Consider the following 17,911-nt stretch of genomic DNA (forward strand, 5'->3'; position numbering starts at 1 on the left):
TTACGCGGGCTCGCAAATCACTATCACGGTGATTTTGCCATGGGAGAGCCCCGCATGCCTGACGATGCAAACGCCGACGACCTGTTGGACCTGAGCCGGGATCTGCGCATCGCGCGTGTCGAGACGACAATTCTCGATGTTCCGATCCGCCGCAAGCATAAGCTCTCTGCGCTGACCATGGCCCATCAAAGCTATCTTCTGGTGACCATCACGACACATGGCGGATTGGTGGGCCATACCCGCAGCGGTTTTTGTCGGCGCTCCGGCCTATATCGACGGTTATGCCGCCCTGCCGCTCACGCGCGGCCTAATTGAAAACGGCATGTCCGAAGGAGCGGCGATGGCCTTTTTGGTTTCAGGAGGTGTGGTCAGCATCTGGGGCGCGATGGCCATAGCACCAGTGTTGAAACTGAAGCCCCTCCTGCTGTATCTTCTACTGGCAGTTCTTGGGTCGTTGGCCGCAGGATACGCATTTGGATGGGCTGTGTGACATCCGGTAACTAAGCTGAACCTCACCAACACAAACCAGTCAAACTAATGCAACAGCCCCTCATGAACCAAGGTTTATATAATGCATAAATGGCAAAAAAGGAGTGGCCGCTACTCTTGATGACCCAGCTCCCTGATCCGGGCCGATCAGGTGTAGGATCCCTTCCTGTTTCTTTCTGTTGATTTGGTTGCGGTCAAGGCCTGCTGAGCGGAGCCCTTGCGGAGCTCAAGCGAAGCAGGCCGGGTGGCACGGTTGAGATTGGCGTAGACGGCCGGTGCCAGTCCGCCAAGCGATGTGTGTGGTCTTTGTGTATTGTAATCGATCCTCCAGTTTTCAATGATCTTTCGGGCCTCGGCGAGATTGCCAAAGATGTGCTCGTTCAGGCATTCGTCGCGCAGTCGGCCATTGAAGCTCTCCACAAGCGCGTTTTGCGTTGGCTTTCCGGGGGCGATGTAATGCCAACCGACACCAGTATCCTGGCACCATCTGAGCACCGCATGTGATGTCATTTCCGTCCCGTTTGCTGGAGCTTTCAACCATCGCAGCATCGCTTGCAATACTCTTGGATCAAGTGGCGTAGTCGCTTGAAAGTCCAGAAATATCGGGGGCTTCATCGCAAATTATCCATCATTTGCTAATTCGTTGCGATTCTACGGCCGTAGAATCGAACAATGTGCCCGAAATCCATAGTCATGGGCTTGCTTCTTTTACGATGCATCAGAGCTTCCCAGTTCAACTGCACCCCACAAAGAACTCACCGGAAGGGCAAATCTGTTTTCTCCAAATGTCAGTTTTTTGTGGCCCGTATAGAATACGATACCGGAACATGATCTGCTTCGTCCCGGACCTTCTTTGGCAAACCAGTCCAGGTGCCTAAAATCGCTCATTGTCACGGAAGCGGACGACTTGACTTCAAATAATGCCAGCTGGCTACCCCCGTCCGCTACAATATCGATTTCACGCTGATCCGCACTGCGCCAGTGGTAAAGCCTATAGTCGGCATCTTGCATTGGCAGAGCACGCTGGAGTTGGCCGACCACAAAGCTCTCCAACAGGCCCCCTAACGCTTCCGGATTGTTATCGATGGAAAACGTCACGTCAGTAAAGCGACGCAAAGCGCAAGCTATACCGGTATCTACGAAGTGATACTTAGGCTGCTTAATTTCTCGCTTACTCTCTCCTGATGTCCATGCACCGAGCTTCGTTATCAAAGACAAACGGATCAGAATATCGAGGTACTGATCGACCGTGACACGTTGGAGCTTGGTCAGCTTTGCTAATTCGGAGACATTGATCTCTTGTGCGGTGCGGGCCGCCATCTGGTCAATGAGCACCCGCAGGGAACCCGGTTTTCGGACCGGCATGACGTCGGCCACGTCCCGATCAACGACGGCATCAATGTAGTCGCGGTATTGGCGCTGACGCGAACGTAGCGGCAGCGTTCTGGTTTCCGGAAAGCCCCCGGTCAGGATGAGTTCGATATAGTCGCGTCGACTTGCTAGTTCAGGATCGGCGATCTGAGTGAGCGATGGTGTTCTTTGCATAGCCCAGTCCATCAAGCGGCTTACCGGAACTTTTTTGATTTCCGCGGCCGATAATGGCCAGAGCTTCAGCGTTCGCATCCTTCCTGCAAGCGAGTCTGCGACTTCGGCTGTCGTAAACACATTGGAGGAGCCTGTGAGAACAAACTGTCCCTTCCGGCGGTTGGCATCGACCACCCGCTTGATGACCAAGGCAAGTTTTTTTGATCGTTGCGCCTCATCAATAATGAGCGGGGCACTCTCCAGATCTTCCATCAGACTGACAAGTTGGCCCTCAGGATCGGCATCAATGGCAGCCAGAACCGGCGAGTCATCCAATGTCACAAAATGCCCATGGCCAAACAGGTCGCGTACGAGCGTCGTCTTACCAACTTGCCGCGGCCCTATCAGATTGACCACCCGGGCCGATGCCAAAGCATCTTCGAGCTCCGGTATGAGATGCCTTGGCAGGTATTCATCTATTTCACTCACAGGACGACTTTCTACTCGCATGATTGAGGGAATATGTGGTGCAATGGGCCCCAATCGCGTGGCCTGCTCCTTTGCACGATTTGCTTACCAAAGCTGCCACCAAATGTCTATTAAGCATTTCACTATTTGTACACCACAGAGGTCACGATTTGCTCACTACGCACCCTGCAGATTGTCGCACAAATCGCACCTTTCGAAAATAGACCAATGTTGGTGCGGCATCAATCGATGTACTCACCTATGCTCATCTCTGGCAGATCCCGCAGACTTTGCAGATCGAAGGTTGCCAGGAATTCAGGCGTCGTCACAAACGTATGCGGCGCCCCCGGTCGCGGTGCCCTGGGTCCGCTCGCAATCAGGTCCCTGTCCGATGGGGACCCTGCGCTGCCACGATTGGTGCGTGACGCAATCGGCACAGGTGTCAGGCATATTTTGGATTGGTGGCACATCTCAATCCGTATCAGGCATGTAGAAACGAGACCGTTCAAAACCTTGAGGTCATGCGGCTTTGAGGAGCGGTGGGTTTGGATCTAGCAGACTTGTCACATAGGGTGATTCGTCGGTCTTAGGTGGGACATATCGGGTTTGCTCCAAGAGGTCGCCGTTTAGCATCACAGCGCGCACTTTCAGCAGATAGTGCGCGCCGGTTCGTGACCATCGCATCTGCTGTTTCTTGACGAACCGCTTGGCGACGAGAGAGTTCACGCTCGCTTCTGCCGGTGATGTCGCGATGCGTTGCCCCGCGCGATGGCGCCCGGCGTAATTGATGACCGATCCGCTATTTCGGTTGATATAGGTGTTGAGTTTTTCCAAGAGCTTGTCGGCACGGCGCGCCCAGAGACACTCATCGATCTTGGAAAAGAGTTGCCTGCGGACGGTAGTGGCCAAGTCCAGAGCACGCTTCGGCTGCCCGTTCCAAAGCCTCCACTTGATGCGGTCGATGTCCTGCTCGAACAGGCCGTGATCCACAGGCGCGGTGAGGGCCATCTGGGCAAGCGGCTGAAGTTTCATCGAAATATGAAACCAGTCGAGAATATGAGTGGCCGGTTGTGGGAGCATGCCCGCGAGGCGCTTAATGCATTCTTCACCGTCTGAGATCACTGTGATCTCCCCTCGACCGGCATATCCTTGATCCACCAAAGCCAGCGAAGCGGTCGCATCCAGCTCAGTCAACCGCGTCCCCGCAAACGCAAAAAGCGGTCAGGGACTATCTCCCCGACCGCCGCGTCCACAATGACCGACAACCGCCTCGAACCTGCGCCTGCCCCCATGCTTAACCAATGGGAGATGCGCGGGGTTGCGGTCCAATTGCAACTCCAACTGGGCGCGCTCGTCCATATTCAAGAATGCGTGCCAGCGCCGATGGCGTTCGGTTGCTTCGATGCGCTTTCCAAGCGAAAGCGTACGATGCCGAAGAGTCATAAACTTGCGTGACATTTGACTCGGCAGGAAGGTCGACAGAATGTCCGACGCCTCTCGGTAGGACAGCTTGGCGCCGAGCTTTGCCGACAGCTGCATCCGTTCGGGCGTGGCGCGATCGGGACAGAGATCGACAGCCTGAGAGAAGGTGAAACACGCCCAAGGGCTGCAGCTCCGGCAAATCATCAAGCGGGGAAAAGTGACGGGAACCGCGCCGAAGACCGTCAATATCTTCCGTTTCTGGTAGTCCTTGATCGGCAGCTGACCGCCGCAACCCTGGCAGACGCGCCGATAGCGCACCCAAAGGTCCAGCTCCCGCTGCAAAACGGCCTTCTGAATTTCCGACATGATGGCCTTGCCGTCCTCAATCGAACAGCCGATGCAACCGTCCGTCAGACCATCAAGGTTCTTCTCAAACAGTAACTCCTGCCGATAATCCTCACCAGTTGGATCGACAGCTTCAACCGTGATGCGCCAGTGCATGGTTACCCTCCGCTCTACTCCAAAAGTGGAAGCTTCCCATGGCCTGTCAAAGATTGCACCCCACACAATTGAACGGTCTCAAAGCGGGACAGGTCCAGTGCGGATTGCAGAGGCAGCTAGGCATTCGGTCGAGAAGCGTGAAGAGCTAGAGGAATTAAACACGAAGGCACTTCAAGATGTGAGCGATTTGATAGCCTCAGGTATTCAAAGGGCTATTGTTTTGGCTCAAGAAAAATAGTTGAAGAGCACTAAGCCCGCCGCACAGTCCCGGTCAGACAACGCGTGGCGAAGGCTACCGAAGAGTCCAGAATGACCATGTTGCAACCTGCACGAATGTCTGCTTTGCGGTGTGGTTTCAACTGATCGCCGCAACACAGGCCTCGAATTTCTCTGCTGGGGTTCGGTATTGCAAGGTTTTTCGAGGCCGCTCGTTCGGCTGGCGTGCGACGGCACTGAGTTTGGCTTGGCTAAAGCCTGATATGTCAGTGCCTTTGGGGAAGTATTGGCGAAGCAACCGGTTGGTATTTTCATTGCTACCGCGTTGCCAAGGTGACTGCGGATCACAAAAATAGACGTCAATCCTTGTCGCTATGGTGAACGTCACATGTCCGGCCATCTCAGATCCACGGTCCCATGTCAGTGACCGATACAGCTCTTTGGGCAACTTGCGGGCCTGCTTGATCAGGGCCGCAACAACACTTTGAGTGTCCTTGTTCTCGACTTTGGCCAGCATCACAAACCGGGAATGGCGCTCCACGAGTGTGGCGATGTAGCTGTTGTTAGACCCCACGATCAGGTCGCCCTCCCAGTGCCCCGGCACGGCCCGATCCTCGACCTCTGGAGGGCGCTCACTGATCGGAATTGCGTCCTTGATCTTAGGCAGTTTCAACCCTTTCTGGGTCGCATGACCCGATCGTCTAACTGCTCGTGGACTGCGAAGACATTCCTGTAATTCCTTCTTCAATACGCCACGAGTTTGCACATAAAGACTGCGATAGATCGTCTCGTGGGACACGCGATGCTGTTCCTCGACCGGATGTTTCCGCTTGAGCCAACCCGCGATCTGCTGCGGTGACCATTTCCGACGCAGCTTGCGTGCAATCAGTTGGCACAATGGATCATTGGACGAGAGTTTACATGATTTGGTTCGCGTTACGCAGTCCCAAGCCCGCTGATCCGAGCGTGCCGCGCGATAGGCCTGACGCCCACCATTTCTGCGAATCTCTCGGCTGATCGTTGAAGGCGACCGGTTCAAGCTCTTGGCGATAGACCGTAAGGACCGCTCTGAAACCAAGCCGCGAGATATCTCCTCCCGTTCCGCCAGGCTCAAAGCAAATCGCGACCTCTTACGGAGAGGTGGCCGGATCCCGCCAAACAGCGCTAAATGCGGAAAGATCGAAGAAGACGCACGATTAAAATGCCGTCCAATCGAACTCATAGACTCTCCCCGCTGCCACCGATCCCACATCTCGGATTTCTGTTTGTCCGTGTAAAACGTCCGCGTCCGATACTTCATCTCTCACACTCCATCTTTCCAAAAAGATCAAAGTGTTGCGCTCACCCGTTGAAACCGCCGTTACCACGATAAGCTAAGGATGCTCGGGTCAGTTTGTGTCTAGTTGCGATAAGTGTTTTGAATAGGCATGACTTTTGAACAGCTCCGCACATTTCTTTGGGTTGCCCGGTTGGGAGGCTTCCGCAAAGCGTCAGACCGCTTACATCTTTCTCAGCCCGCGGTATCGACACGAATATCAAATCTCGAGGTTGAGCTGGAAGCTAAACTTTTCGAGCGTGGCCCAGGCGACCTTGTTCTGACCAAAAAGGGCCAGCAACTTCTTGGTTATGCCGAGCAAATGTTGTTCGTCGAAGAAGAGATTAAACAACGCGTTGCTAACCCAGCAGAGACTGAAGGCTTGTTCCGGTTAGGGGCGTCAGAGACGATTGCGCAGGCATGGTTGCCGTCTTTCATTCAGGCCTTCAATGCCCAGTTTCCGAGGGTCAACGTTGACCTAACCGTCGATATTTCCCTAAATCTTCGAGCGTCACTCTTGGAGCGTCGTCTCGATCTAGCATTCCTGATGGGGCCAGTTTCAGAGTATTCTGTAAAGAACCTCGCCCTGCCGCAATTCGATCTTCATTGGTACAAAGCGTCGCGGCTCGGGGATATCGATCTGTCCAAGATTCCGATCATTTCCTATTCGAGTCAGACCCGGCCCTATCGTGAATTGACCTCGGAGCTTGCAAGACGCATTGGCCCCAAAACACGTGTCTTCTCATCGGCCTCTTTGTCCGCTAGTCTCATGATGATTGCGGCGGGAATCGCTGTTGGGCCCCATCCTCGTGTCTTGGCTGGCCACCACCTTGAGGCAAACGAAGTTGAAGAGTTTGATCCCGGCTTTGTTCCGCCTCCTTTGGAATTCACGGCGTCCTATCTTGCAGAGCCGCGTAGCTTTCTCGTTGAAAACAGTGCGGAAATCGCCCGTGAGGTCGCTGTTGAATGGCATAATGCCCATCCGAACTAATTTCAAAATAGTTATCAGTATGTATAAAAAATGATAATTTGAATGGATTAACCTGCTATGTGAAGCTTCTGTGACGCGATTACGGGGGCCCCATGTCTCAACAGGTAACAGGTTTAGACATCTCCAAGCTTTCGAGTGAAGAGATACGTCAGCGCATACGAGCAGGCCAACACAAAGGCCACACGGCTGGTCTTGCTGCGGGAAAGCTCCAGTGTAACCTCGCCATTCTTCCCGAGGTCTATGCACTGGACTTTCTGCGCTTCTGCCAGCGCAATCCGAAGCCCTGTCCGCTTGTTGGGGTGGGAGACACAGGCAACCCGATGTTGGCCACGCTTGGGCGGGACATTGATATTCGCACCGACGTGCCGCGCTACCGCGTGTTTCGTGATGGCGCGTTTTCGGAAGAAGTCACAGACATCTCAAACCTCTGGTCTGACGATCTTGTAACCGTTGCCCTTGGCTGTTCGTTTACATTCGAGAACGCGCTGATGCGTGCAGATATCCCTGTCCGCCACATTGAAATGGGTCGGAATGTTCCGATGTTTCGCACGAATATCGATCTGGTTCCAGCCGGTCCTTTCAGCGGCCAAATGGTCGTGACGATGCGTCCTTTGCGGTTGGATCAGATCGAAGAGGCGCGGGCCATCAGTGCGCGATATCCGCAAGCGCATGGTGGGCCGATTGCTGTCGGAGACCCGGCATCCATCGGGATATCCGACCTTGGCCAGCCTGACTACGGAGACCCCGCCGACGTCAAACCGGATGAGATCCCAGTCTTCTGGGCGTGTGGTGTGACACCGCAGAACGTCCTTAGGTCTGCACAGCTACCACTCTGCATTACCCATGCGCCCGGACACATGCTGATCACCGACGTCGCAGAATACGCAGACACAACAGGTCTACCAAGACCAACCCAACAAGGAGTGAAGACATGAAACGCAAACTCGCAATACTGGCCGCGACGACGGCCCTTGCCGCCCCTGCGATGGCTGAGGACCTATCGGTCGTTGGCAGCTGGTCAAGCCTGCCCCTGCACAAACAATATGAGGCTCCGTTCTGGTCTGAGACGCTTCCCGCTGCCGGTGACTTCACTGTTGAGCTGACGACCCACAATCAAATGGGCCTTGGTCTGTCGGAGATTTATCCGCTTCTTGGCGATGGCGTTTATGATGTCGCCATGACTGTTGCGGACTATGCGGTTGGCGATGCGCCTGAACTCGAAGGTCTGGATGTCCCGCTTTTGGCGCTGACAGCTGATGAAGCCCGCGCCATGGTCGATGCGGCCCGCCCGATGGTGGCAGAGATCTACCGCGACCGATTCAACGCAGAAGTTCTGGCCATTGCGCCTTATCCACCGCAAGTGGTTTTCTGTAACGCCGAGATTAACAGCTTTTCCGACCTCGAAGGTCTCAAGGTGCGTGCATCAGGCCGAATGACCGCGCTGTTTCTTGAGGCGCTTGGCGCAGAGGGCGTGAACGTGTCCTTCTCCGAAGTGCCAGGCTCGTTGCAGAACGGTGTTGTAGATTGCGCCGTTACGGGTGCAGGGTCTGGCTATTCTGCTGGCTGGTGGGAAGTCTCCACTCACCTTTTGCCCATCCCCTTGGGCGGGTGGGACCATGTTGTGACGGCTATGAACGCGGACAAGTGGAGCGGACTGAGTGCAGAAGATCAGGCGTTGATCCGTGCGGAAATCTCTTCTAGTTTTGAAGAGCCTGCCTGGGCAAGTGCCCAAGACGCTTTGGTCAATGACATCGCCTGTCTTACCGGCAACGGTGACTGTCTGGCGGGCGAAGCGCGTGACATGACACTCGTTGAAATCTCTGACGCTGACTTTGAGAAAGCCCGCGGTATTCTGATCAGCGAGGTTCTTCCTGATTGGGCAGAACGGGCAGGTGGCGATTGGGCGACCCGCTGGAATGACAGCGTCGGCCAAGTGGTTGGCGTGACTATCGAATAAGCCTGTACCGACACGAAGGAAGCGCAAAATGGAACTGGCGTTAATCAATATGCTCCGACAACTCAACCGTGGGATTGCGATGATCGTGGGGTTGGGACTGCTCGGAATGGCGGCATTTGTTGTTGCGGATATTGCGCTGCGTCAGGTCCATGCATCCTTTGGCGGATCTGAAGAACTGGCAGGCTATGCGATGGCGCTCGTCAGTTCATGGGGTATGGCCTATGCTCTTATGGAGCTTGGCCATATCCGCATCGACCTTTTGAGGTCGCGCACGCAGGACACGCTGCGCGCCCTGTTTGACGTATTCTCGATGATTGTCATGTCGGCTGTTGTCGTTACGGTTGCCATCAAATGTTGGCCCGTAGTGGCGCGCGCTGTCGAGAACGGGAGCCGCGCCAATACGCCATTGGCCACGCCGTTGGCCTGGGTGCAAATCCCGTGGTTTGCCGGTTGGGTCTGGTTCGCTGTGATGACCTGCCTTGTGACCCTCGCAGCGATCAGTCTTCTCGTCCGGGGGCGCGCATCCGAGACAGAACCTTTCATCGGCGCATTTGCAGAACAGGGCAGCCTGAAATGATCACTTACGTCTCAGCGGGTCTGCTGGCGCTGCTGGCGCTTTCTATTCCCGTGGGCATCGTCCTTTTCCTCTTGGGCTTTGGTGTAGACCAGTTTTTCTCAAACTTCCCGCTCAGCCACGCGCTTGGAAGTATGGTCTGGTCGTCTTCCAGTTCGGCCACGCTGATTGCGATCCCCTTCTTTGTCCTCTTGGGAGAAATTCTGGTCCGCTCTGGCGTTGCGACCCGCACCTATGCCGCGCTTGATCGCTGGGTAAGCTGGCTACCCGGTGGCTTGGTGCACGCCAATGTTGCGACGGCAACGATGTTTTCGGCCACCTCCGGCTCCTCTGTCGCGACCGCCGCGACAGTCGCAACCGTCGCCATGCCGCAAGCCGAAAAGCTGGGATATGACCCCAAACTCTTTTCCGGCGCGATTGCAGCGGGCGGCACGCTTGGTATCATGATCCCGCCGTCAATTAACCTCATTGTCTACGGGTTTCTGACACAGTCTTCGATCCCGCAGCTTTTTCTGGCTGGCTTGATCCCCGGCCTTGGTCTGGCACTGGCGTTTCTGATCGTCACCGCGATCATCTGCACCATTCGTCCCGAGCTGGGCGGCAATCGTCGGGTCTTTTCCTTCTTGCAGATGGCGCGTGCGCTGGTTGATCTGGTACCGATCCTGATACTCTTCACCCTGATTGTGGGGTCGATCTACCGCGGCTGGGCAACACCCACCGAGGCCGCAGCCGTCGGCGTGGCGGGTGCGCTCCTGATCGCTTTGGCCTTTGGCGAGGTGAACCGGGGCATGATGCGCGAGAGCCTTCTGGGTACGATCAAGGTCACCTCCATGATCATGCTGATCATCATCGGCGCGTCATTTCTGAACTTCACCCTGTCCTCCGCTGGTCTGGGCCGAGAGCTGACATCCTTCCTTGAGGGGCTCGGCCTCACGCCGCTTGGCTTTATCCTGGTGGTGGTTGTGATCTACATCGTCCTGGGCTTTTTTATTGAAACATTGTCGCTAATGGTTGTGACGATCCCGATCATCGTGCCCATGGTGCTGGCGCAGGGCTACGATGTGATTTGGTTTGGCATCCTGATGATCGTTCTAATCGAGATGGCGCTCATCACACCGCCGGTTGGATTGAACCTCTATGTGGTGCAAGGCGCGCGCAAATCTGGAACCCTGAATGAAGTGATGCTTGGTGCTTTGCCCTATTGCCTCGTCATGCTGGCGATGGCCTTCGCGCTGATCGCCTTCCCGGACATCGCGCTTTGGCTGCCAAGCGCGCTCGAATAGCGCCTAAGCCATTCAAAATTCAGCAAAATAATGCGGCCAATTGGCTGCAAAAGAAGGAGAACCGTCTCATGTGGCAATTTTGGGTGGATAGCGGCGGCACATTTACCGACATCGTGGCGAAAACACCGTCGGGTGATCTGAAAACGCGCAAGCTCCCGTCGGAAAATCCTGAAGCCTACCAAGACGCCTCAGTACACGGCATCCGCGCGCGAAGCGCTGTCGCGGGCCTATGGCAAAGGTTATGCGGGAGAATTCGAACGCTCGTTCGAGACCGACGTGGCGGGTGTGCGCTCCGATGATGTCGATTCACACCGTTGCTGTGGGCGGCGGTTCGATACTGTCGTACCGCGATGGCCGGATGCAGGTCGGCCCGGAGAGTGCGGGAGCGAATCCAGGACCGGCAGCCTATCGCCGTGGCGGCCCACTGACAGTGACGGATTGCAATGTCATTTTGGTCAAGCTGAGCTACGCAAAGGCTCCGCTCAGCAGGCCTTGACCGCAACCATAACAATGGAAAGAAACAGGAACGGATTCTACACCTGAACGGCGCGGATCAGGGGGCTGGGTCACATGCCGTCGGTGGTGCAAGCGGCGGACCTTGAGTGTCTTCCGTTTGATCCTTTCGCGTTTATTTAGAATGGCTTTGTCGCGTCCGTAGTAAACCTCTGCGGGTATGAAGTTGTTCAAGCTCTCATGGTATCGCTGATGGTTGTAGTAATCGACGAAGGCTTCGATCTGAGCTTCGAGATCACCGGGCCGGAAGTAGCTTTCCAACAAGATGCGGTTCTTTAAGGTCTGTCTGACGTCAGCGCCTATGGTTCGTCAGGATGTCGAAAGGTTGAAGCAACATACTGATCTAGGAGAGATGCAATCCGGCGTTTCCCTTGTGGTGGAGTATGAAGATTGATAGGCCAAATCCAAGACTTCGACGCGGTATCGCTGTTGAGCATGCAGGCTGCTTCTGGCGACCGGCAGGCTGACAAGAGCATCTATGCGGAGATTGAACAAGGCCAAGAAAACCTCATTGCGAGTGCGGAGATTTCGGGTGATTTGTTTCTTGGAGTGGGTGCCCGAGGTGGTTCCCTTAACTGGGCCGGCGTGGCAATCGATGTCGGTGAAGCCGGCGAAGCTGTTATCAAGCTTTTTCAAGACGAACCGCTTACACCCAAAGACAATATAACACTTTATGGGCTGGTCGAAGGCGGTTTTGTCGGCGTTGGCGGATTTGCATCACTTGTCGAAAAACTGTTGGGATCAGAAGGCATGTCGTTTTCGGGCCATGCAAATGTTCAGGTCGACCTTGCTGGTCGAGCCGACGGCCAGGGTCTGCGGCTGAACAAGATAACAGTAATTGCGCTGCCAATCGTTCCCGAACGAACTGGTGCCCGTTTTATAGGAAATGACTTTCGGGATTGGTCTACTGTGCTTGGGACCCACAGTTGGATATTCAACGAGGACGGAACTGTCGAGTATTCCGCTGATATTGGCTTTGGGGCTGGGTCATTTGGCGTTCTGGGCGGCAGTCAACCAGGAGACCCCTTTGCGCTTCCAGGGTCTCGTGGGCTGACCTACGTGCTCACCTCCAAAAAAGTCGAAGAACTTTCCGATGTCAATTATGCGCTGTCTCAGTTGGGAAACCACGTTCCCGTAGAAGTCCCGGGCAGTCCGCGAGGATCCAGTCAGGTTATTAGTCGTGGTGCCGACATATTGATGGGCGCAGACGTCGCCCGCGCAATAGGCAATGCATTTTTTGGTGAGCCAAAGACTAACCCTGACGGACGCTTCAAGACAACAAATGTGCGTGGATGGCTGAGGATGATTCAGGCTGTCACGCCCGATCAGTTTGCAACTCCGCCAAATGTGCCAATGGCTGGTGTTTTCATCGAGGCGAACGCACGATTGAAGATCATCGAAGACGGTATTCCGGAACTGCGTATCAAGACAAGCAACAGCGATGAGCCGCTTCTGGTCATCAATAAAGAGGATGTCGAAGCGGCATTCGATAAGATCCGAACTGCGCTGGAAGATATCTCCACTAACGGCGCGAACACAAATGTTGACCCGATTAATGGTTCGGACAGTCCGTTCCATTCTGGGCCGCGAAAAATCGATCAAATACCCAAGGCAGATGTACCAGGTTTCGATAAGATCAATTTCTTCGAAGGCAGCGGCTTCGAGGATGCCGACGACCTTCTCCGGGATGATCTCGAACGCCGGCTAGGATTTTGATCGGCACCTTAGCGTACAAAAAGGAAACACTTAATAAAGAGGTCGAATAATGCCAAATCTTTCCGTGGGCGGCGAAGCATCTGTTGGGGTAGAGCAAACGACGTTTCCCATCGCTCCTGCATCGGTACAAGACCAGTCAGCAGAGTCACTCGTCGATTCATTACCTTCTTCAAGCCATGCTGGCTACAAGACACCCGAGACGCTGCAAATCTTTTCAAGTGACGACTTTCGCGGCCGGGAATTCGTCTTGTATCAGGTCCGCAATTCTCAGACTGGGGAATGGGAAGCGCGGATCCTGTCTGCCCATCCTGACAAGCTCGTCGCAGACATATTGGTCTATTCATCGAAGGACAAACTGACACGCGCTGACTTCGGGAAACAACAGCCAGCTTGGCAGGGTCTCTTGGATGCAGAAGAAAAGCTAAATGCGCCGCAAAATGTCGCTGACATAGTCCAAGGTAACGATGGCAACCTGGCGGGAAATACAGCTGGCGGCGCCCTCCTTGGCAATGTCTTTGGTTTAATTAAGACGGTTGCAATGATACCTGAAGGTATCGGGCGTCCTGCTCTTTGGCTTGTCAAAAACCCGCTTCGCATCACTGAGAAATTGCAAGATATACTGCTGCCGGGAGACCAGACGACAACTGGAACCGACAACCCGTTGAACTACGAGGCAGGCCGGCGATTTGCAGACGGCAACTGGCTGGGTGGCAAAGTTCAGCAACTTGAAGATCAGATAGGCGATCTCCTCAATGTCGATACGCACAGTATCGAATACCAGATCGGTGCTTTTATCGGTGGGGTTGCCCTTGCAAAGCTTAACGGCGGGCGCGGCGGAAATCGAAACGAGGGTTCCAGTCCCAAGCTTCCTGGAAAGATCGACGCCGATAGCTTTGCCCAGAGCGTCCGAAACGCACCCGTAGACGAAGTAATTGCTGGGCTCGCGCGCGTACCGGATGAGGCGCTGCAGACCGGCCTTGTTGAGATGCCGGCTGTCAGCCGCGCGCTCAAGACACGTTTGCGTCCGCTGGCAGGCCGTAGTCCTGCAGCGGCTCAGGCACTCAATCGTTTGAATTCATTGAGCCAACCGACGGGTGCGCCGAATGCTCCGCCTAGAGATATCAGCCAACGAGCGGCGCCACAAACCGTTGACATGACGCCGCCCAAGCCGAATGATATCACGACACCGCAACAGAACGCGCCGGGTCCACTTACCGCACCCTGGACGCCATCGATGACGGTTTCGCCGAAAGGGCCTGCGACAAACTACGAAGAACTGCTCGACCCAACAGCATACGTGAACGGGGCTGTAGGGTCCAATTCGCCTGCCAATCAGGTTCCTGGTTTCGAGCAGACTTTCTCCTACATGACCCAAAACCTGACCACATCGCAGAAGCAAACCTTGCGTCCAATCCTTGAAGCACGGGTGGAGGGGCTTGATCCTGAGGCGGCATATAGAGAGCTTGTTGGCCTTCTTAATACGCCCGATGCGATTTTTGCCCTTTATGACGAGGCAGCTATTGTCAGCGGCCAGGCCTATGCGGATGCGGCGCTGACCGTAAACGGCAAGGCGCCGACTGTCTTTCCAGCAAGTCAGGAAGCAGAAGTGATCTCACGCGCGTATCAAGTCAATGCCGAAGCATCGCTTGAAGATCCGGGTGATACGTTCGCTGTTCCCCTGCGACTGAGCACAGATTTTGGACCTGCTGTTACGCTTGTTACGGGAACAGCGAGCGAGATCGACGCAACACTCAATTCACCGGCACTGTCGGGCGATACCCCCAAAACTGTTTACGATCCCGAGTTGTCGCGGTCTGCTGGACGCACGAAGGAAGGTATTGCCAGCGCGCTCGACAGGCCGCCGGTGGTCAACAACCAGACAGAAGAGGGGGAAAATGTCGAGACATTGGAGAATATCTCGCAAGCTTCGCTTGAAGAACTTGATGCTTGGTACGCCGGATTGAGCGAAGCGCAGATAGCCGCCCTGCCTGAGGATATACAAAGAACCGTCGCCGGCGTCGTTGCATCGCACATGCGCCAACATCTGCAAACTGTGATGAGCAGTTCGCCCCAGTCGTCGCTTATCTCCCCAAGCGAACTTGCAAAGCTCAATCGCGAAACGCTCGTCAACTACGCGAGCACACTTGAGAACGCTGAGGGTCTGCGCGAAGCGGTTACGCAAGGCGAACTTGACGTAATTTCCGACCAGCTCTCGAACGAGGGCTACTATGTGATGGCTCTATTCGACTCTGGTAATGGCGGGATTGCTGCATCAAAAGTCTTTGCCAATATGATCCATTCGATGGACGGTGCTGACGTTCGTCTTCTTGTGCTGGGTGATCATCAGATGCAGCCTTACGGATCGAAAAACCCAGGCCAGATCGCCATGGTCGTGAAAAACGGAATGCTTGCAGCGCAGCAGGCGAGTCCTGATGTAACGCCCTTTGCTTGCAATACGGCCTGCACAGCCATCGAACGGATGGAGCGGGAAAACCCGGATCTGATTTCGGGGCTGGCTGTCGAGGATCTAATCACCAATACGGCGTGGGTCGTGTCCAATCCGAAAAACGAGCCCTTCTTCGGGACGCGACCGATGATCCTTTCGACGCAAGCGACCAAAGACAGCGGGATGTATTCCAACCTGATCGCCGAGTTTTCTGGTGGTCGCGTCCAGCCCTATGACCTGGGCGCCAGCGATCCGCCAGTCAATGTGAACGGTCAGGTCTGGACCCGCGATCTGGCGACGCTGGTCAACGAACTAGCACATCTTGACCACACCCGGGTAGAGGAGGTGCAGTCCGCCGTCGACCACTATGTCGCGCAAATGCAAGAGGATATCACCTCGATCGTTTTGTGCTGTACACATTATCCAGAATTGACGAACCAAATCCGCACTGCCCTGGACAACGATCCTCGTGGCATGAAAGACGTCCAGATTATTAACCCAATGACGGATCAAGTCCTTACTTCGCTAAACCGGTTGATCCTTGAAGATAAGCAGCCGCGGATGGATGATCCTGAACGCCGCGGCGGCTCCGCGGTTGTGTCCAGTGCGCTCAACAAACTGACGCCTCAACAAAGGACCGATGCCGAAGCTGAGTTCTATGGATCGGACATCGAGCATGAAAGCGTAGATGAATTCATTGAAGAGCAGGCCGAGAAGAAAAGGAGAGGATTTGACGATGTCTTTGAGTCCGTTCCGGCCTTGACTGGTCGCAGTTGGCCGACATTCACAGGGCAAGTCTTTGATCAGGACTTCTACATGGACCGGATCAGTGACTACATCGCCGGCCGGATCAGTGCGGTTGATGTCGCGACCATGGGCTTCAACGGTCGCAGTCTACATACATTCTTCAATACCAACGGTGCAAGTGAGGCAAATCCAACAGGTATTCCTGCCAGAAATGGGGCGACCAACGCAGCCGAGGCAATGCAGAACGCCAGTACTGTCTTGATTGGTACCGGATTCAATGTACCGCCGCCGGGTGATTTCGCCGAAGGTGCGCAACCTAGCACCGGGCGACCGGAAACCGATGGTCCGCTCGGGGCCGCCGCGCAGGCCAGAGTCCTCGCTAATCTTGGCAAGGAAGTCCATCTCGTCGGCGACCAAGCAAATATGGAAGTCGTCAGAGCCGCGCTAGCGGCCTTGGGCGTCGATGTCGATCCAGACACATCGAATATCACATTCCATGTTTTCGAGGCCAAGGGAGCCGATGCGGATACAGCTGCAAGGGAACTTCTGGGAAGCGTCCAGCCCGATGTCGTACAAATGATTGAGGTTCCCGGGCGCAACGAAGACGCCGCCCGTACAAATATGGGTAACGTCAATATCGACGGGATTAATCCAGACCTAGATGCAATTTTGTTGGCTGCACAAGATCGGCAATCCAAACACCTGTGGGGTAAGAGTATCACGACGATCGGTGTTGGCGATGGCGGAAACGAGGCTGGCATGGGTGATTTGGATCTCAGCCGGATTACAATCCGCAAACCTTCAGTCGTGCCGGCCGATATCGTTGTTACGTCCGAGAACTCGAATCTGGGCGGCTATGCCATTGCAGCCGAACTTGTGCGACTGGAAGGTATGCTGGACGAAACCGGCATGTTGCTTACACGGGATGAGCGCGAAGCGATGCTGGATGCCGCGATCGATACCGGGGCCGTTGATGGCGTTGGTCGTTTCAATAAAGAAGGCGATCCAATGGTGGATGGTTTCGGAAACCGCTATCATGGCCGCATTCTTGATAACCTCAACCGCGCGGTAAAAGGTGACTTCCCTGATCGCTAATATAGTTTTGGCCCTTGCTGCATGGGGGACTGTTGCATTAACTTGAACGGGGCAGCGCGTTTATTTGACCCCTCACGCTGCGCCGCTAAGAGATCAAAGACACCGTGCATGAATGCGATCTCACCGCGGACGCCAGGTTGTTTGCTTTAGATGTGTGCGTTCTTGATCGTTCTGATCGTTTCCATGCCTTGAAGTGTGATCTTTGCCGATCTCAAAGAACGAAAGCTTTGTCGGTACCCAAGTAGTCTTTTGAGGGCGGCATGATTGCTCTCGACCCGGTTGTTGAGATACTTCCGATCGACAGGGGTGATGTAGTCAAAATGTGGATCGTACCGCTGGTTGATCTCCCGGATCACCTTTCGATATGCGGGCGCTTTGTCCGTGCAGATCGAGACAGGACGCTGTAACCGAACACGCTCGATGGCCTTTTTAAGAAAGGCTTTTGCAGCTTTCGCGTCCCGACGTGCAGTCAGTCTGAAATCCACAAGCTGACCATTCGCATCAATCGCCCGCCAAAGGTATCGTCACTTTCCACCGACACGTGTCCGTCATCAAATGAAGTGGTCCGATTGAGCTGACTGCGTTGAGGACGGCCTGGCTCATCGATTGTGATCTTATGCGGCGCGCCCGAGATTGAGCAAGCGTCGCTGTTTC

The 17,911-nt window shown here is 54.9% G+C and carries 14 protein-coding genes and 5 pseudogenes; 11 read left to right on the forward strand and 8 right to left on the reverse strand.

Annotation, left to right across the window (positions count from 1 at the left end; genetic code table 11):
• The first annotated feature begins 54 nt into the window (after positions 1-54).
• The gene (locus tag H7847_RS17230; protein ID WP_227270723.1) at positions 55-315 is read left to right on the forward strand and encodes a hypothetical protein; all 261 of its coding nucleotides are present in this window, start codon (positions 55-57) and stop codon (positions 313-315) included.
• Entirely contained in the window at positions 218-490 is a 273-nt protein-coding gene (locus H7847_RS17235) for a permease (protein ID WP_227270724.1), read from the forward strand. Before H7847_RS17230 ends, H7847_RS17235 begins: the two co-directional genes overlap by 98 nt.
• Before the next feature lie 146 nt (positions 491-636).
• On the opposite strand, the pseudogene H7847_RS17240 reads toward H7847_RS17235, so the two are convergent.
• The 5 genes and pseudogenes from H7847_RS17240 to H7847_RS17265 all read right to left on the reverse strand — a co-directional run.
• A pseudogene (locus H7847_RS17240) lies at positions 637-1,011 on the reverse strand (integrase core domain-containing protein); the annotation flags it as partial.
• Between the two features lie 186 nt (positions 1,012-1,197).
• On the reverse strand, positions 1,198-2,502 hold the full coding sequence (locus H7847_RS17245; RefSeq protein WP_227270725.1) for an ATP-binding protein: 1,305 nt from the start codon (positions 2,500-2,502) through the stop codon (positions 1,198-1,200).
• 498 nt (positions 2,503-3,000) lie between these two features.
• On the reverse strand, positions 3,001-3,675 hold the full coding sequence (locus H7847_RS17255; protein WP_227270726.1) for a hypothetical protein: 675 nt from the start codon (positions 3,673-3,675) through the stop codon (positions 3,001-3,003).
• A gap of 27 nt (positions 3,676-3,702) precedes the next feature.
• A complete protein-coding gene (locus H7847_RS17260) occupies positions 3,703-4,404 on the reverse strand; it encodes a hypothetical protein (RefSeq protein ID WP_227270727.1) in 702 nt (233 codons plus the stop codon).
• Between the two features lie 355 nt (positions 4,405-4,759).
• On the reverse strand, positions 4,760-5,920 hold the full coding sequence (locus tag H7847_RS17265; protein ID WP_227270728.1) for an IS30 family transposase: 1,161 nt from the start codon (positions 5,918-5,920) through the stop codon (positions 4,760-4,762).
• A 127-nt stretch (positions 5,921-6,047) separates the two neighbouring features.
• On the opposite strand from H7847_RS17265, the gene H7847_RS17270 reads away from it, so the two are divergent.
• The 7 genes and pseudogenes from H7847_RS17270 to H7847_RS17300 form a co-directional block, all read left to right on the forward strand.
• Positions 6,048-6,926, forward strand: a complete 879-nt coding sequence (locus H7847_RS17270) for a LysR family transcriptional regulator (RefSeq protein WP_227270729.1) — start codon at positions 6,048-6,050, stop codon at positions 6,924-6,926.
• 92 nt (positions 6,927-7,018) lie between these two features.
• Positions 7,019-7,861: a putative hydro-lyase gene (locus H7847_RS17275; RefSeq protein WP_227270730.1), complete on the forward strand. Its 843-nt coding sequence runs from the start codon at positions 7,019-7,021 to the stop codon at positions 7,859-7,861.
• Complete coding sequence (locus tag H7847_RS17280) at positions 7,858-8,883, forward strand: TRAP transporter substrate-binding protein (protein WP_227270731.1); 1,026 nt, start codon at positions 7,858-7,860, stop codon at positions 8,881-8,883. The genes H7847_RS17275 and H7847_RS17280 overlap by 4 nt, the downstream gene beginning before the upstream one ends.
• Positions 8,884-8,911: 28 nt before the next feature.
• Positions 8,912-9,460: a TRAP transporter small permease subunit gene (locus tag H7847_RS17285; RefSeq protein ID WP_227270732.1), complete on the forward strand. Its 549-nt coding sequence runs from the start codon at positions 8,912-8,914 to the stop codon at positions 9,458-9,460.
• The gene (locus H7847_RS17290) at positions 9,457-10,740 is read left to right on the forward strand and encodes a TRAP transporter large permease (RefSeq protein ID WP_227270733.1); all 1,284 of its coding nucleotides are present in this window, start codon (positions 9,457-9,459) and stop codon (positions 10,738-10,740) included. The genes H7847_RS17285 and H7847_RS17290 overlap by 4 nt, the downstream gene beginning before the upstream one ends.
• Positions 10,741-10,808: 68 nt before the next feature.
• Positions 10,809-10,940: pseudogene (locus H7847_RS27215) on the forward strand (hydantoinase/oxoprolinase N-terminal domain-containing protein); the annotation flags it as partial.
• Between the two features lie 40 nt (positions 10,941-10,980).
• A pseudogene (locus tag H7847_RS17300) lies at positions 10,981-11,221 on the forward strand (hydantoinase/oxoprolinase family protein); the annotation flags it as partial.
• Positions 11,222-11,313: 92 nt separating this feature from the next.
• Here H7847_RS17300 and H7847_RS17305 read toward each other — a convergent pair.
• Positions 11,314-11,538 (reverse strand): annotated as a pseudogene (locus tag H7847_RS17305) (integrase core domain-containing protein); the annotation flags it as partial.
• 105 nt (positions 11,539-11,643) lie between these two features.
• Between H7847_RS17305 and H7847_RS17310 the strand changes: the two are divergent.
• Both H7847_RS17310 and H7847_RS17315 read left to right on the forward strand, forming a co-directional pair.
• A complete protein-coding gene (locus H7847_RS17310; RefSeq protein WP_227270734.1) occupies positions 11,644-12,969 on the forward strand; it encodes a hypothetical protein in 1,326 nt (441 codons plus the stop codon).
• A gap of 49 nt (positions 12,970-13,018) precedes the next feature.
• Positions 13,019-17,257 (forward strand): glutamate cyclase domain-containing protein, encoded by a 4,239-nt coding sequence (locus tag H7847_RS17315; protein ID WP_227270735.1) that lies wholly within the window; start codon positions 13,019-13,021, stop codon positions 17,255-17,257.
• Positions 17,258-17,340: 83 nt separating this feature from the next.
• Here H7847_RS17315 and H7847_RS17320 read toward each other — a convergent pair.
• A pseudogene (locus H7847_RS17320) lies at positions 17,341-17,799 on the reverse strand (DDE-type integrase/transposase/recombinase); the annotation flags it as partial.
• Positions 17,727-17,911, reverse strand: a 185-nt coding sequence (locus H7847_RS17325) for a hypothetical protein (protein ID WP_227270736.1), incomplete at its 5' end; no start/stop codon positions are given. The gene H7847_RS17325 and the pseudogene H7847_RS17320, both read right to left, overlap by 73 nt.

It is taken from the genome of Roseobacter weihaiensis, from assembly GCF_020622345.1.
Taxonomy (GTDB): Bacteria; Pseudomonadota; Alphaproteobacteria; order Rhodobacterales; family Rhodobacteraceae; genus Roseobacter; species Roseobacter weihaiensis.